This is a genomic window from Botrimarina mediterranea, assembly GCF_007753265.1.
Taxonomy (GTDB): Bacteria; Planctomycetota; Planctomycetia; order Pirellulales; family Lacipirellulaceae; genus Botrimarina; species Botrimarina mediterranea.
The window spans coordinates 3160039-3175486 of the sequence record NZ_CP036349.1 but is presented as its reverse complement, the minus strand read 5'-3'; the positions used below and the strand labels follow the sequence as shown (position 1 = coordinate 3175486).

The window sequence follows — 15448 nt, the reverse complement described above, 5'->3', positions numbered from 1 at the left end:
GATTTGCACCCGATTTCGGCTGGTCTACTGCAGAAACAATGCAACTATCGCCGCCGCGCCAATGAACTAATTGGCCGCTAGTATCGCGTTGGGAAACCCTAGTGCTATTGTGCGACGCCGATCGACTCACCTGCCAGCTGCCGGGGAACGACTATCACGGAACGTTTGTATGCACCGTAAGACGTGCTGGTTGCTGACTCATCTCATCGTGTTTTTACCGTGTCTTGCTTCCTGAATCGCGTCACGAAAAATCAGCAATTACGGTGTCGATTGCCGCGCCCCGTCGAGCAGCACACGCTCAAGGGGCGCTCCGGCCCCGGCATGATCGGCGCGTCAAGCCGAGCAGCGTGGCGAGCGTCACCAGCCCAGCGCCGGCGGGCTCCGGCACGCTCGCGGCGAGTGCCACGGCGAACGTGCGGCCGTAGTTGGCGGCCCACACGTCGCGGTCGCTCGACGTGATCTCGCCGTCGAGGTCGTGGTCCGCGCCCGTGCCGGCGGCGACCTGCTGGCCCTCGCTGTCGCGCCACACGGTGTAGTCAGCGGCGTCCACGAGGCCGTCGTGATTGAAGTCGCCGAGCAGCAGCTTCGTGAGCGTGAACGCAGCGGCTCCGATGCTCCGCGCGCGACCGCCTGGCACAAGACCGAAGGCCGACCCGTCGGCCAGCACGCCGTCGATCGCCGCGAGTTTATCGACGACTTCGACGGATTGGCCCAGTTCCAAACTCGCTAGCAGATCGACGCCGTTCTGCGTGAACGACAGGCCGAAGAGGTTGATCGTTGAACCGGTCGTTGTCCAGAAATCACGGCCCGCCAAATCCTCGGGCTGCCCGCCGAAATCGCCGCCGCCAACGTTCAGCGTGGCGCCGGCGGTCAGCGTGAGATTGTCGACCTCACCGCCGATCTGGCTCAGCGTCGCCCCACTCCGAACCGTGAGGCCCGCCGCCAGCACGCCGCCGCGGACCGTTAAACGCGAATCGCCGTACAGAGTCGCCTCGGCGCCAATCGATCCGTCACGCAGCTCGATGCGGCTGTCGAGCGCCTCCAAGTAATCGGCGATCTGGCCGCCATCAACAACGACGTCGGCCTCGAGCATGGTGAAGTCAGCGACCGTCGCCGCGCCCGCTTGCAGCACGAGCGACTGGCCCGCGCGGAGCCCGCGGGGCGTCGGCGACGCCGGCGCGACGATTGTTTCCAGCGGCGCTTCGGGGACGTCAGTCTCGGTGATCGTCACGTTGAGCAGCGCGTCGCCCGCGCCAAACAACACGGGCGTGCCGTCCGACAAGACGCCGGTGAGAATATCGCCGATCAGGAACGTCGTCGGACCGCTGACCGGATCGCCATTCCGTCGGAACTCGGCGCCGCGGAGTTCGAGCGCCGAGCCCGTCCGCATTCGCAGCTCACGCCCGACCACGCCGCCGCTGATGAGTGCGTCGCCACGCACCAGGGCCTGCCGCCCGATCGCGCCGCCGCTCATCACGAGGTCGCTCCCGGATTCGAAAGTTGTGAACCCGCCGAGGCTTCCCGCCGAAAGGTTCACGACCGCCCCGGCGCCGGCCGTGGCGTAGTCACCGACCGAGGCGCCATCGATGTTAACGGTCGAACCGGCGTGAACAAACAGCGCCTCGCCGACGGTCCCGCCCTCAAGATTAGCTTGCGAGCCCAGCAGTTCTATGCCGTAGTCGATGGAACCGCCGGTCATGTTGAGCGTCGCATCAACGGCGGCGAAGTGGTAACCTATCGCGGCGCCTTCACCGAGATTGAGCGTCTGCCCGGCGCGGAGGCCGCGTGGCGCCGGCTCGGAGGGTGCGTTGATGACGCTCGGCGCCATCGGGACTTCGGCTGACACGAGTTCGAGCGTCCCCGCCGCGAAGACGTCGCTCGTCGCCGACGCGAGAATCACCACCGTGCCGTCGCCGAGCGTGCCGGTAAGGACGTAGTCGCCGATCGGATCGACTTGGCCTGAGACCGCTTCGCCGTTGAGGGCGAACTCGCCGCCGTAGAGCCGCACCTTCGCGCCATTCTCGGCGAGGTTGGCCCGCCCGAAGACGCCGCCGGCGACGTTGAGAGCCGATCCGGCACCACCGAAGTCACCGCGCTCGACAAAGAACCCGCCACGGATTTCTCCACCGGCGAGATTCACAATGCCACGATCCTCAATGCGATTACGCTGTGCGCTCCCGTCTGTGCTGGTGAAATTCTCGACTTGGCCGCCCACGATCTCAATCGTCCCCTCGTCGGCGAGAAGGTTCCCCGTGATACGGCCTCCTTCAATCGTTACTTCACCCTGCCGTAGTGCTGTAGCATTCCCAACGAGACCGCCCTTGACCGCAACCAATCCATTGGGACTCTGCACGGAGCTACCGGAAGTGCCGGCGGAAATGCCTCCGCTTACAACGCCGTCGATAAGTGTTAGCAGGCCACCTGGGCCGGCGCCGGAAGACTCGAGGGTGCCTCCTCGGATCGTCCCGACACTGCCCTCACTCATGAAGGCACTGCGGATGTCGCCAGCGACGATCTCAACATCGCTCTGTCGCAACCCGATGTAGTCGACGGTCCCGCCGACGATGCGCAGGTCGATACGCTCCGATCCGACATCTCCGTACAGAGACGTGTTGGCGATGGCGCCGATTTGCGCTTCTTCGCCAACGTGTACGGTAGACCTACCAAGTGGGCGGATCTCGCGCACGTAACCGCCAACGGCGTTCACTGAACTGCCGCTGCCAACGACGAGGCGCCCCGGAACCTCACCCCCCACGACGGACAGCGTGCTCCCGCGCAGCACTTGGGCGTTGTCGAACGATCCGCCCGCCGCCGGGCCTAGGCGGCCACCGCTGACGACGACCACCGCGTCGTCGATCGCGTTAAAACTTCTTCCAATCGTGCCGGAAGAAAGCAGCGTGACGCCGCCCGCGACCACGGCGCCATCGCCAACTGTTCCCCCCGCGACATTGAGCGTCGCATCGAGCGCGACGAAGTCGTGCCCCGCGTCGGCGCCCGGCGCGAGCGTCAAGAGCTGCCCGTCACGGATGCCGTTGGGGATCGCGTCGTACGGCGCGTTGAGGACCTTCGGCGTCGCGGGCGGAACCGGAGCGGAAACCAACTGCAAATTCCCCAACTCGTCATCAAACATCGGCGAGAACGCCAGCGTCGAACCATCGACGAGCACGCCCGTCAGCACCGAGCCGCTGGGGACCGTCGTCGGTCCCGACACGGGGACGCCGTCCAGCTCGAACTGGCCCGCGAGCTGCGCCGCTCCCGAAAGCGAGCCCAAACGGCCCCCTTCGATGACGGCCTGGCCGCCGACCACCTGCAGTCGCCGGATGGCGCCGCCGTCCATCAACATTGTCCCGCCGCCGAGCCGCACGTCTTCGGCCGATCCACCGGTGATGTTGTAGGTTGAATCGGTGACGCTCAAGTTGGTGAGGCGCCCCCCTGATTGAGTGAGCGAGGACTCGCTGAGACGTAACTCGTCGAGCACCTCACCCCCCGCGATCGTGACCGCCATCCCGACCCCTATCGCGGGGTCGTCCGCAAAAGCCGCGTCGCTGCCGATCGTTCCGCCAAGCATCTTCAGGCTCGAAGTCGCTCCGTAGGGCAGTGGCGAGTCGAACACGGCCGAACGAAAGCTGGCGATCGACCCGCTCCGCAGCTCGATTTCCGACCCGGGATAGATCAACAGGTTTTTGCGTACCGAGCCGCCATCGACGATCAGCTTCGAGTCGAGCAGCTTCGCACGCTCTCCCAGGTCGCCCGCGCCAAGTTCGATCGTCGCGCTGGTGGCGTGGAAGTTGTCGCCCAGGTCGTCGCCGGCCGAGGCGATAAGCGTCTGACCTTCGCGAAGACCGTTCGGAACGGGGGTGACCGACAGGTCAACCACCGAGGCGGCGGCAGGCAGCGGGACCACATCGAGCTGCACATTCTCGAGCCAGTCGCCGTAAGGGTTCAGCCCCGCCGACGCGAAAATAAAACTCGACCCGTCTTCCAGCACGCCGGTGAGGATCGACGACCTCCCGACCGACACAGTCCCCGTGACGGGCGTCCCATCAAGGCGGAAGTCGTCCCCGCGGAGCGTGGTCGCGGCGTCAGCGAGCGCCACGATGTTTCCGACTCGGCTGCCGCGGATGAGCGTCGTGGCGCCGCTACGCGAGTCCAAAGCGTCGATGTTCCCCCCGGAAATATCCGCCGTCAGTGTCGGCTGACGCAAAGAAAGTCGGTGCACGTGCCCGCCTCCCATCAACAAACTGTGGCTCGGCGCTAAAGCCGACACTTCGCCGCCCGTCACTTGGATCGACCTGCCTGCAACGCCGCTGTTGCCGATCGAACGACTTCCGATCGAACCACCAGCGATGTTAAGTTGATTCAACCCGCTGACGATGACACTTTGCTGGATCGTCCCTCCCAGGACATTGACTTCAACCCCCGTCAGGCTGTCAGGGACCTGAAACCCCGACAGGTTCGCCCCGTCCAGCACATTGACCTGCGTGTTCGACTGCAAACCCGCCAGCGACGTCGCGGGCGGCAGGTTAATGACCTGGTCGAGCGCCACGGCTCGAGCCGTCACGACGCCAAGCAGATAAAGAGCGAAGAAGCGAAGAGGCATCGAGTTGTCGCTGGGGCCGGAGGGCGGGCCGATCGAACGAAGCCGATCAATCAAATCAGGGTGTCAGTCTAAGCGCAGGCCGGGTTCCAGGCCACTTGTCACCCGTGATCGCCCAGAATTAGCCGTTCAAGCAGCGCAACCCTGCGCATCGCGAACCCCCGTGCAATTCAACGACGCCGACCGCAAGCGCGAGCAGCCTCGCCGGTCGTGAGCGGGCCCCCCGCGTTGTCAGTCTCGCGTTCGTCTCCGCTGCAAGCCGTGCTCGATGGTCGGCGTGAAACTTCTCGGCGCAGAGAACTATGAAGCCTCCGCAGGTTTGGCAGATGTCGAAAGCCGGTAAGCAGTATAGCGCCGACGCTGACTAGGTTCCCCGGTGCGTCGAACTTCCGCTCGGCGAGCCGGCGTTGCTCGTTCGCTGACATCTCTGGACCTGCGTCTTGGCGGAATTTGCGCCGTGAGAGGTGGAGAATGGTCGCGACCTCTCTTAGAATGCCATCTATCTTAGGATGAGTGCGGCTAGGTAACGGCCGACCTTCGCAGGTTGCTCATCGCCATCCATCTGGTGCCCCGCGCCATTCGAGAATCGGCCTAGCGCTATGACATGGCCCTCGAAGGCGCCGGAACTCGTCCAAGTCTTGCTCGAGCAGACTCTCTCGAAAGGGGCGAGTGACCTGCACCTGACGCCAACGCCCGAGGGGCTCTTGGCCGAGTGGCGAATCGACGGGGTCATGCAATTGGTCGTGACTTTTCCGCCGGCAATCGGCCCGAATATCGTATCGCGATTGAAGGTGCTGTCCGGCCTGCTGACGTACGAAACCAACAAGCCGCAAGAAGGACGCCTCCACCTCGAAGGGCTGGGCCGACCAATGCGCGTCAGCACACTGCCGACGGTTTTTGGCGAGCGAATCGTCGCGCGAGTCATGTCGGAAGACGCCGGGGAACTTGCGACACTGAGTGGTATTGGGATGCCGGTGGACGTAGCGCGAGTCCTTGAGCGATCTCTGGCTCAAACGACCGGGGCGGTGCTGTTCGTCGGTCCGTCTGGCGCCGGGAAAACGACGACGGCTTACGCCAGTTTGCGTACGATCCGCGAGCAATCGGCTGGTGGTCGGAGCGTGGTCTCGCTCGAAGACCCGGTCGAGGTGATCGTGCCCGGCGTCGCACAATCGCAGGCGAATCCATATGCAGGCTTCGACATGCATGCCGGCCTCCGGTCCATTGTCCGGCAAGATCCGGAAGTCATCTATGTCGGCGAGATCCGCGATTCCGAGACGGCGCACATCGCTTTTCAAGCGGCGGTTACCGGACAGTTGGTCGTCACGACCTTCCACGCCAACGATGCGGCGACGGCCATCACCCGGCTGCTCGACATGGGGGCACCGGCGTACATGATTCGATCTGCGACGCGGGCTATAGTCGCTCAGAGACTGCTCCGCCGACTCTGCCTCGAGTGCCGGCGCGGCCTAACGCATAGAGACTGCCAAGCCTGTGGAGGTATCGGCTACCGGGGACGCGTTGTCGTCGCCGAAGCGGTCGATCTCACGACATCCACGCTCGCTGAGTCGATCCACCCGGGATACGATAGGGCACAGTTCGCGAAGGAACTCCAAGACCGCCAGGTCGCCTGCCTCCGTTCGCAGGCCGCCGACCTCGTTTCTGCCGGGGTCACGGATCAACTAGAGGTCGATCGCGTATTGGGGTGGACCGAAGGCGGTGGTGCGTAGTCCCGCATTCTGAGTATCTGGTGGAGCGAGATAGCAACGATGCCGAAGCGCGCGACTCTCGAAGAACTGATCGCAGTGAACGCAGAGATCCTGGCGCTCACACGGGGCGGCCTGCCGCTCGCCCCGACGCTTTCCCAAGCCGCCGGCATGTTGAAGGGCGCCGATTCGATAAAGGCCCGGCTCGGAGAGAGTATCCAAGCGGGTCAGACTCTCGGCGAGGCCATTGAGGCCGATGGAGCGCTGCCCCGCTACTACGCCGCCTTGGTGCGAGCCGGGGAAGCCTGCGGTCAGTTACCCGCGGCGCTACAAGAACTGAGCGATGCGCTGACGCGATCGTTGCAACTGCGGCGCACTTGTGTGATGGCGGCGGGCTACCCGGTGTTCGTGGCCGTCGCCGCGTGGACACTCTTGCTGTTCTCTAGCCAAACGTTGCTCCCCGAGTACGACTGGATCACCGCGTCGCCTGCCGGCAACCCCGACGCTGAGATGCGGCGTGTGGTGATGGGGGCATTCCTCTACGGCGGACCCATCCTCTTAGGTGTGTTAGTGCTGTGGGTTGTGGCGCGCGGTGGTCCCGACGGAGGAGTATTGGCGGCGCCATTGGGCTCCGCCGCCAATCTGCCCGGCGTTCGGAACGTCCTCAGGCTGACGGCAGCCTCTACCTACTGCCGACTGCTGACGCTGATGCTAAAGCAACGAACCTCCTTGCCGGTCGCGTTGGAGCTCGCCGCCGAGGCGACAGGATGGCCACGCTATCTGGGGCCTTCTAAACGGCTCGCCGAGGCGATCCGTCAAGGAAACGCAGTGAGCGACGAAGGCGATGCGTTGAAACAGCTGCCACCCCTGGTTCGCTCGGCCGTGGCGATGCAAGGAGACGCCGCCGTCTTAAGCGAGGCGATCGACCAAGCCGCCTCGTCTTACGAAGAGCGAGCTTCTTTGGCGGCGGACACCACCGCCGTCATGCTGCCGGTGATCTCTTCAGCTGTTCTTGGTGGAAGCGCAGTAGTAATCTACGCGGTATTAATGCTCTGGCCGTACATCCAATCGTTGAAAGAGATGGCGGGGTGGTTTTGACGTTCAGCATCGGCCCCTCTACGAAGGCCCCGTGTGTTTCCGCCTGAAGACTCCTCCATCGATCGACCCGCCAACGACGGCGCCCGGGTGACGCCCGCCGCTCAGATAGCGTTGGGAACCGAGTGGCGGTTGCCGCTGCCCGCGATGCTTCGCGCACTCGGGGAAGAGCATGGCGGCCGTGTAGGCGTTGCGATTGAATCGCTTGCCGATGAGCTCGAGGGCGGCCGCTCGCTGAAAGCCGCCCTCGCGGAGGTTTCACCTCGCTTTCCGAAGAGCCTCCGCAGGCAATTGCAGATGGTCGCCGAAGCGGGTGGGGATCTATCAACGGTGCTGCCGGCCTTGTCGAACGTCGTCACCAGCGAACGCCAATTACGGAGCCGTTTGTTTGCGATCTTCACTTACCCGTTGCTCGTCTCGACGATGCTGGTGGGGGTCATCCTCTTTTCATCGTGGGTTCTCGTCCCTGAATTCGCTTTGATGTACGGCAGTTTCGGGCTCGAACTGCCGGCGGCTACCGAGTTCTTCTTCTGGTTTTGCCGCTGGGCTCCGCTCGCCATCCTACTTATCGGGCCGACAGTCGCCGGACTCTTCGTGATGGCAATGACGCCGGGGTTGGCTCGCTACGTGCATTGGTTCGTTGGCAGCTTGCCCTTCATTGGCCCTCTGTGGACCTACGAGGGCCATGCTTCGCTCGCCAGAATGCTGGCGGCCTACACCAAGGCGCGTCTTCCGTTAGGCGAATCGTTGCGATGCGCGGCGGCGGGATTGATCGATCAGAATCTTGCCACGGCGGCGCTACGAGTCGCGCGGCGTTGCGACGCAGGCAAGAGTCTCGCCGATGCGATGAGTGCGTCGCGGCACTTCGAGAGGGACCTTGTCGGGCAGATCCGTGAGGGCGAAGAAATCAGCGCCCTGCCCGCCGCCTTGGAGTCAGCCGCGTCGAGCTATTCGGCCCACGCACGACGACAACTGGAGTTTCTCTCTTGCTCGCTTCCCCCCCTCATGATCTTGCTGGTGGGTGGGTTTCTCATGCTGTTCGTCCCCGCGATCTTCTTGCCGATGGTCAAGTTGATCGAAGGGCTATCCTGACTCGCCGGCTGTATTGATTTTCAATCCATTTACCATCGTTTTGACGACGCTCGCTATCGGTTTCGCGATCCGGTTCCTGCTGCGCCTTACTTACGGAGCACGCGGTCCCGAGCGGCGCGACCCGGTCTACTTGCTGTTCCGCGGCATCAGCTGGTTGCTGCTGATCCCTCTTGCTTGCGTGCTCGCGATATGGTCGCTGTTTGGGGCGTTCATCCCCGTATTTGTCGTGTGGTACTCTGGGCTCGAGATGGCGCTGGCGAAGCGATCGCAAATGCGACAAGAGGCGTGGTCGATCGTGACCCGAGCGATGGCCGCCAACCTCCCCGTCGGGCCAGCTTTGCAATGGCGCCTCGAACGTTTTCGTGGGCCAGTCCGCCGACGCCTGCGGCGATTCGTCAAGGACCTTGCGAAGGGGACGGAACTGCCCGTCGCTATCGGCAAGAACGCAAGAGCGTTCCCACCGATGGCGCAGGCGTACGCCGCCTTGGCGGCCGACGGGGGGCTGCCGATCTCGGTCGTGGCTGGTCTTGAGCCTGTAGAGGACCAGCGGTCGCAAGTGTGGGGCCTCACCCGCCGCTTCAGCTATCTGGCGTGGGTGACCTTGCTGATGATCGGCATCGTGACCTTCATCTTCGTGGCGATCGTCCCTTCATTCGAAGCGATCTTCATCGATTTCGGGCTAGAACTGCCAGCGATCAGCCGTTCGCTGATCGGACTGCATCAGTTTCCGTTCGCCGAGTTATTGGTCAGTCTCATTTCGTTGACGCTAATTCTCGTCGGACTTCTCGTCGTGATCGTCATGCTCTGCTATGCAGTCGATCTACCCGTCTTAGCGTCGTTAAACGACTACCTTTTTAGTGCTTGGCGTCGCGCCGATGTCCTGCGGCTATTGGCGAACATGATAGAAAACCGGATGCCGCTACCCGATGCGATCGATCGACTCGCGCATGGTAAGCCTAAGTATCCGATTTTCTTCATCGCCCATCGTCTGCACCAATGCCATGACGAGATAGCGAGCGGCGCCGACTTGCCAATGTCACTCCAGCGGGCGGACCTCATCGATCCGGTTGACAGGGACCTCTTGAAGGCGGCTCAAGCAGTCGGCAATGCGCCATGGGCTTTGCGGTCCATAGCTGACCGCTGCGTCGCTCAAGCCGCGTTTCGATGGGAGGCTTGGCAACAGGTCGGGTTCACGCTTGCAATTGTCTTGTTCGGTCTCTTTGTCGCTTGGATCTGCATCGCGTTGTTCGTGCCGCTCGTCAAGCTAATCAACGGACTAGCCTGATGTTGCTTCACTCCAGACAACACACGGTACGAAGCCGTAACGGGTCGCTCCTCTTGGAGTGCGTCGCGGGGCTGGTGGCGTTGGGCATCGCCCTAGTAGTGATCAGCCGCACGACGCAGACAATCGACCGCCAGTGGCGCCTGACGACTCAAGAGCGGCTCGCCGCCGAAACGCTCGACAATGCGATGGAGCTCGCCCTCGCACTCGACTGGGGCGACATCACTGCGGAGAGGCTAGCCGACATCCAGCCACCGCCGCAGGCCATAGAGAGGCTGCATCGTTGGAGCCTCTCTGTCGAGGTAGCAGAGGAAGCCACCCCAATCACCGGCAAACGTCTGCAATTCGTTCTCACTTGGCGCCCAACGCCGGCAGCCGAACCCCTTCGCCGAACCCTGACGACCTGGGTCTATTCCGTGGAGGGCGTCGAGCCATGAAACGTCCCGTCCGATATCGCCGCCGCGGCAGCACCAGCCTCGTCGAACTCGTCGTCGTTATCTTCCTGGTTACCATCGCGTTCGGACTGGTGGGAAACGGGCTCGCAAGCCTCGCCCGCGTCGATCACCGGTTCGATGCGATTGGCGCGGAGTCGAGCGATCTCGAACGCCTTGCCGAACGCCTCCGGACCGATGTCCGAGCCGCCGAAGAAGCTCGCTTCGACTCGCCGACGTTGAGCCTTACTTTGCCGAACGGGGAGGGCATCACTTACACCCCTGATGCGGGCCGATGGGAGCGAGTCGCGGACGGAAAGTCTGCTTTCTTTCGGCTACCTACCGACGTGGGATGGTCCGTGTCGAGTGACCGGCTGGACGACGATGGAGTCCTCGTGATGAACTTCCACGGGTCACAGCTAACTGACGGCGAAGCGAAACCGGTCTTTAGGATTCTCCTCGCGGAGCTGAATCGTAACGCCCGTCTTCGGATCGCGAGGGACTCGGAATGAGACAGCCACATCACTCGAAGCTCTCTCAGCGGCCGGGGTTCGTTATGATCGCGGTCCTCGTACTGCTTATGGTCACGGCCGCTCTTGCGACAGGCTGGACGACGAGCGTTCTGCAGGGACGTCGCCTAGCGAGGCTACAGCATCAGCAGCGCCAAGCCGAGCGGCTCGCCGAGGCCGCCGTCGCCCGGGCCGTCGCGCGCTTGAACACTGAGCCAAATTACACCGGCGAAGTTTGGCAGGTTAGCGCCGTCCAGCTGGGGCAGGAATACGGCGCGGAAGTGCAGATCACCATCGACGCGACCGATGGCGACGACGCCCAGCGTATCATCGCCCAGGTCGCGTTGTCCCCCATCGCTGATTCTCCCGTTCGCCACACGATATCGCACCGCTTCTGAACTGCTGTTCTCCTTCAACAAGACACTAGTCGCCATGTCCGTACTACTACGTCGCTCCCTGCGAAGGTCGTTGGGATTCACCTTAGTCGAACTGCTCGTAGTGATCGCGATCATCGGCATCTTGGTCGCGTTGCTGCTTCCAGCGGTCCAGGCGGCTCGCGAAGCCGCTCGACGATCATCCTGCCAGAACAACTTGCGGCAGGTGACAATTGGGGTGCACAACTTCGAGGCGGCCTTCGAGAGATTCCCCAGCGGCTCGACCAACCCGACCGGACCGATCCGTAATCTGCCCGAAGGCGATCACAAGAGTTGGATCGTGCGGATCCTCCCCTACATGGGCGAGCAGGTGCGTTACCGCATGATGGACCTTGAGGTAGGCGCCTACCATCGGTTGAATAACGCGGTGCGGCAGTCGGGGATCGAGCTCCTGCGATGCCCGAGCACGCCCGCGGACGATTACCCCTACTCGAGCTACGCTGGAGTCCATCATGACGCTGAGGCGCCGATCGCAGAGACCAACACGGGCCTCTTGTTCCTCAACAGCCGAATCAGGTTTGAGGAGATGCTGGACGGCGCCGGCTACTCACTGCTGATCGGAGAAAAGATCACTGACGGCTTGACCGATCTCGGCTGGATGAGCGGGACGCCCGCGACGCTGCGCAATGTTGGCGTCGCCATCAACGGGAACGGCGGTAAGCAACCCGATCGCTGGGGTGGCGGCTCGCTTCCACCCTGGTGGGAATCCGCGGCAAATTACCAAACCTACGATGGCAGTGGCAGTGATGACTTCGGAGGAGATGACGGCCTTGAGGAGGAGTCGGGCGACGAAGCTCCGGTGGATGACGCCGAACAAAGCGACGACCCGTACATCCCGCGGGGAGGCGACCCGAACAACCCGCTCGCTGTCGGCGGGTTCGGTAGCCACCACCCGGGCGGCTGCCAATTCGCGATAGCTGACGGCTCCATCCGATTCGTCGGCGACGACACCGATGTCGGGGTACTCGCGAAACTCGCCAATCGCGAAGACGGCAAGATGGTCGATATCGACGACCTTTAGCCATACGACCAGACTTGCGATTACGACCCGCTTTGAAGTAGTAGAGTCCTGACACGCTCCGGGCTGGTTTTTTTACAGCCGCCAAGTCTGCGTAGAAGTGAAACTTCTCGGCGCTGAGAACGATGAAGTCTCCGCAGATTTGGCGATCCCGAAACTGACGGAGATGAACTGCACCGACGCGAGTTTGGATGCCGGGTATCCGCTTCGCACTGCAAGGCGAGCTAACTGTGACGCCCGGCGGAGTGCCCTCGACCCTGACTGATTACCATTGGAGTTCTAGGGGCCACCGATCTGGACGACGCAACCGCTCTCGAATCGTAAGTAGTTGCCGTGTTCGGGGTCCCACGCCACTTCGTAGGCGAGCGTGATGGCAACCGGATTGCCGCCAATGTCTGGGCCAACGATGAGGGTTGGCTCGCCTTCGATCTGGGCCCAGATATCGGCGGGTTCTTGCGGGTCGGGCACCGGATCAACCGTCCAATTTGACACTAAGCTGACCATATGTTCCTGCTCGTTGACCAACTGCGGACGGACCTCGCGGAAAGACTCGAAGTGGGCTCGCTCCGCCTGCCGATATCGAGTCTCAGCCTGGGCCCTGAATCGCGCGAAAACCTCCCGCTGTCGGCGGGTCGGATAGACCAACTCTTCGGTTGGTTCGGGCGGCTCGACAATCAGCTCAATTCCTTCACCAAATGGCGGGAGGTTGATCGTACCGCTCCAGCTGTACCCATCGTGTGCGAGCCTTCCGAACACGGGGTCGTCGACTATCTTGCCAAGAACTTTTTTCACCCGTTGCCGTTCGCGTTTTTTAAACGCCGCCTCTCGTTCGGTGCATTCGGCCAATTCTTGCTTTAGCTCCGCAGTGGCCTGGGCGATCTCGGCCTCGCTCTTGCCGGCGTGGGTCATCTCCTGCCGCGTCGTATACTCCATGATTGCCGCCGGGTTGGCGGCCAGTTTGAACATCGCGTCGAAATCAAAGTCGGTGTGCAACCGCACGAACGCTTCGTCCTGAATTAGCCGCATTGCCTCCGTTTCGTCGCCCTTTGCTTCGAGTATCGCGGCACGACAGAACTTCGCCGGCCGACCGGTCGCCTCGGCAAATGCCATGACCTGCTGTCGTTCGGCGGCGGTCGGCGGCGGTTGGCCGATGATCGTAAGCGGGTCTTTTGCGGACATGGAATCGCTAAATCACCAGAGGTCTGACGAAAAACTGCACCGGCCGCCCGGTTAGCTTTCCATCACGCTAGTCGTCGCGGCGGTCGGGTGGAACTGAGGTTATGCCGATCAGCGGGCAATAGGTTGCCCACTAGGATATCTGATATGGCCATGTACGTCGCCCTTTTGAAGACGCCAGTACGTGAGCAAAATCATGCCATTTGCCATTGATCATGCACACGTGACACCCGGCGATCGGCCTTGTATTTGAAACGGCGCCTACGGCGGTCGATCCGGTGGTGCCTACTAACCTCGGATCGGTTTATTCTGAGCGACGCGGCTCGACGACAAAGTTGAGTCGTTCGCCGCTGCTGCGGTCTAATTCCAACACAGCCAAATCTGCTGAGGCGTGAAACGCCTCGGGAGGCGCGGAGGACGGAACTACGCCGTGTGACCTGCGGCAGTACCTGGTGCCGAAAGACTTAGGTTTGGGCGGCAGACGCGCGTGTCGCGGCAGAACCAAGCTGCCCTGACCCGCAAAACTCACCGGACGGACGGTATGTCTGCTGCGGCCGCGGCCGGGATGACCTTTCGAGAGGGGCCTACAGGAGGACCCTGCTTCCTGCTTCTGACTGGGAGACCTGCGTTTTGCTGACTATCTCGTAATTCGAAACCCGCGTACTAGCTCGCAGGACGCACTCAAGACGGTCTTGCCTTCGCTCTCGCCCTTTGCGATTCCGTTTAGCATCGTTGCGAAAGTTTCTGGCCAGTCCTCAATGAGGCTCCTCCGTGGTTCGCCGGTTCGGTCAGAGCGAAGGGCCCCCAACCCCCAGGTCAGAAGGCCCAAAAATTGGGAGCCCGAACTCCGTCGTCCGCTCGGACGGCCGTCCCCGTACTTGACGTAGTAAGCGGCGGCGTGGGCGACGTAGCGGTCGACCAGCTCGCGTACAGTCAGCCGGTAGGCAGCGGGGGCACCAGAGGCTGCAGCAGAGGTGCCGACGGGTCGGCCGGCAAGAATGTCAGCCACGGTGGAGGCGTACGCCTCGCGACTTTCTGGCGAATCGTACTGGCGAATCGTAGGGGCCCAGGTAGTGGAACTTACCGCCGATCCGGCAGTAGGCACGATTGCTGGGCTTGTGATGGCAGTAGGGCGGAACGCGGGGCGTTTTGGGCATGGCCGGCTGCGATGGGTGTCAGATTGACACTCGATTTGGCTGCTGGCAGCACTCCCGACCGCCGGGAGGTTAGGCCGTAAGGTCCTACGCGACAGGCATTTACAACAAGTGGAGCTGACAGGAATCGAACCTGCGACATCCTGCTTGCAAAACCCTTAAATGCGACCGCTGGAATCAGCGTTTCCTTCAGTAATTCTAGCACTGTAACCCACTCACCGGCCGTCGCAATAGTAAACATCGCTACGCATAGTTTTCCCCTGTACGCGGTACGGTTCAGCGCCTTCCGATGCATGCAAGACGGTAGATGCCGTCTTGCTTATGCAGGGCGTCAGAACGTCCTTGAGAGTGTGATGTATGCGATTGAAGTACGGCGGTATGGCGGCTGACCTGGCGAAGCAGCTTCGTGCTCTGGAGAAGGAGAACGCAAGGCTAAAGAAGCTCGTGGCGGACCAGGCTCTCGACATGGAGTTCCTGAAGGAGGCGGCCAATGCAAACTGATGAGCCCCGAGCGGAAGTGGCGGAGCGACGCTTCTGTCGCCCGCTGGGTCATTGAATGGAGGCGGTTAGACTACAACCACCGACGCCCACACAGCTCGTTGGGGTATTTGCTTTCCGCCGATCTCGCCGCCCGCTGGCCCACCTCCGCTCCGGGACCTGCTGAGGCGTAGCAGAAGTAGGCCCCAGGGCGGACGCGGCCCGGCGGAGCAGCATCCAACGATTCCAATTCTCTAGCAACGCCTGGTACATAGATCGGGGGAAGGTCACATCGACAGGCGACTCGCCAGGGTCGTTGCAACTTGAAACCGCCCGGTTGTTGTCAGAATCCAGGACGAACGTCACGACGCCCACTTGTAGCCCGAGAGCCATTGCGACGACAGCGCGCACGGCCTCGCGAATCGCTTGTTGGTGCCTGGCGCCACTGGTGCCCTAGGCCCTAGGGGGTGGTGGTGCAGA

At 62.5% G+C, this 15448-nt stretch carries 11 protein-coding genes and 1 pseudogene; 9 read left to right on the top strand and 3 right to left on the bottom strand.

Annotation, left to right across the window (positions count from 1 at the left end; genetic code table 11):
- Window positions 1-298: 298 nt before the first annotated feature.
- Window positions 299-4600: a beta strand repeat-containing protein gene (locus Spa11_RS12330; protein ID WP_145112655.1), complete on the bottom strand. Its 4302-nt coding sequence runs from the start codon at window positions 4598-4600 to the stop codon at window positions 299-301.
- Window positions 4601-5196: 596 nt separating this feature from the next.
- Between Spa11_RS12330 and Spa11_RS12325 the strand changes: the two genes are divergently transcribed.
- From Spa11_RS12325 to Spa11_RS12300, 6 genes are read left to right on the top strand one after another with little or no spacing between them, the layout of a single operon-like run.
- The gene (locus tag Spa11_RS12325) at window positions 5197-6324 is read left to right on the top strand and encodes a GspE/PulE family protein (RefSeq protein WP_145112653.1); all 1128 of its coding nucleotides are present in this window, start codon (window positions 5197-5199) and stop codon (window positions 6322-6324) included.
- 39 nt (window positions 6325-6363) lie between these two features.
- Window positions 6364-7398 carry a type II secretion system F family protein gene (locus tag Spa11_RS12320; RefSeq protein WP_145112651.1) on the top strand — a complete coding sequence of 345 codons (1035 nt, stop codon included), beginning with the start codon at window positions 6364-6366 and terminating at the stop codon, window positions 7396-7398.
- Between the two features lie 33 nt (window positions 7399-7431).
- On the top strand, window positions 7432-8487 hold the full coding sequence (locus Spa11_RS12315) for a type II secretion system F family protein (protein ID WP_145112649.1): 1056 nt from the start codon (window positions 7432-7434) through the stop codon (window positions 8485-8487).
- 40 nt (window positions 8488-8527) lie between these two features.
- Window positions 8528-9772, top strand: a complete 1245-nt coding sequence (locus Spa11_RS12310; RefSeq protein WP_145112647.1) for a type II secretion system F family protein — start codon at window positions 8528-8530, stop codon at window positions 9770-9772.
- On the top strand, window positions 9772-10206 hold the full coding sequence (locus Spa11_RS12305; protein WP_145112645.1) for a hypothetical protein: 435 nt from the start codon (window positions 9772-9774) through the stop codon (window positions 10204-10206). The genes Spa11_RS12310 and Spa11_RS12305 overlap by 1 nt, the downstream gene beginning before the upstream one ends.
- Window positions 10203-10712 carry a type II secretion system protein gene (locus Spa11_RS12300; RefSeq protein WP_145112643.1) on the top strand — a complete coding sequence of 170 codons (510 nt, stop codon included), beginning with the start codon at window positions 10203-10205 and terminating at the stop codon, window positions 10710-10712. Before Spa11_RS12305 ends, Spa11_RS12300 begins: the two co-directional genes overlap by 4 nt.
- 134 nt (window positions 10713-10846) lie before the next feature.
- Here Spa11_RS12300 and Spa11_RS22965 read toward each other — a convergent pair whose 3' ends face one another.
- Window positions 10847-11143 carry a hypothetical protein gene (locus Spa11_RS22965; RefSeq protein ID WP_197529344.1) on the bottom strand — a complete coding sequence of 99 codons (297 nt, stop codon included), beginning with the start codon at window positions 11141-11143 and terminating at the stop codon, window positions 10847-10849.
- Here Spa11_RS22965 and Spa11_RS12290 point away from each other — a divergent pair.
- Window positions 11142-12164: a DUF1559 domain-containing protein gene (locus Spa11_RS12290; RefSeq protein ID WP_197529343.1), complete on the top strand. Its 1023-nt coding sequence runs from the start codon at window positions 11142-11144 to the stop codon at window positions 12162-12164. The two genes, Spa11_RS22965 and Spa11_RS12290, sit on opposite strands and share 2 nt — an antisense overlap.
- Before the next feature lie 276 nt (window positions 12165-12440).
- On the opposite strand, the gene Spa11_RS12285 is transcribed toward Spa11_RS12290, so the two are convergent.
- Window positions 12441-13340, bottom strand: coding sequence for a DUF6985 domain-containing protein (locus tag Spa11_RS12285; RefSeq protein WP_145112636.1), 900 nt, complete (start codon window positions 13338-13340; stop codon window positions 12441-12443).
- 1517 nt (window positions 13341-14857) lie between these two features.
- Here Spa11_RS12285 and Spa11_RS22960 point away from each other — a divergent pair.
- Both Spa11_RS22960 and Spa11_RS12280 read left to right on the top strand, forming a co-directional pair.
- Window positions 14858-14974: pseudogene (locus tag Spa11_RS22960) on the top strand (IS3-like element ISMyma8 family transposase); the annotation flags it as partial.
- 17 nt (window positions 14975-14991) lie between these two features.
- Window positions 14992-15162 carry an integrase core domain-containing protein gene (locus Spa11_RS12280; protein ID WP_145112634.1) on the top strand — a complete coding sequence of 57 codons (171 nt, stop codon included), beginning with the start codon at window positions 14992-14994 and terminating at the stop codon, window positions 15160-15162.
- Window positions 15163-15448 lie beyond the last annotated feature (286 nt).

What these genes read in the sequence shown, in the direction of transcription:
- Spa11_RS12330 (WP_145112655.1), bottom strand. Translation starts at nt 4,600, where the DNA reads ATGCCTCTTCGCTTCTTCGCTCTTTATCTGCTTGGCGTCGTGACGGCT.
- Spa11_RS12325 (WP_145112653.1), top strand. Translation starts at nt 5,197, where the DNA reads ATGACATGGCCCTCGAAGGCGCCGGAACTCGTCCAAGTCTTGCTCGAG.
- Spa11_RS12320 (WP_145112651.1), top strand. Translation starts at nt 6,364, where the DNA reads ATGCCGAAGCGCGCGACTCTCGAAGAACTGATCGCAGTGAACGCAGAG.
- Spa11_RS12305 (WP_145112645.1), top strand. Translation starts at nt 9,772, where the DNA reads ATGTTGCTTCACTCCAGACAACACACGGTACGAAGCCGTAACGGGTCG.
- Spa11_RS12300 (WP_145112643.1), top strand. Translation starts at nt 10,203, where the DNA reads ATGAAACGTCCCGTCCGATATCGCCGCCGCGGCAGCACCAGCCTCGTC.
- Spa11_RS12290 (WP_197529343.1), top strand. Translation starts at nt 11,142, where the DNA reads ATGTCCGTACTACTACGTCGCTCCCTGCGAAGGTCGTTGGGATTCACC.
- Spa11_RS22965 (WP_197529344.1), bottom strand. Translation starts at nt 11,143, where the DNA reads ATGGCGACTAGTGTCTTGTTGAAGGAGAACAGCAGTTCAGAAGCGGTG.
- Spa11_RS12285 (WP_145112636.1), bottom strand. Translation starts at nt 13,340, where the DNA reads ATGTCCGCAAAAGACCCGCTTACGATCATCGGCCAACCGCCGCCGACC.
- Spa11_RS12280 (WP_145112634.1), top strand. Translation starts at nt 14,992, where the DNA reads ATGAGCCCCGAGCGGAAGTGGCGGAGCGACGCTTCTGTCGCCCGCTGG.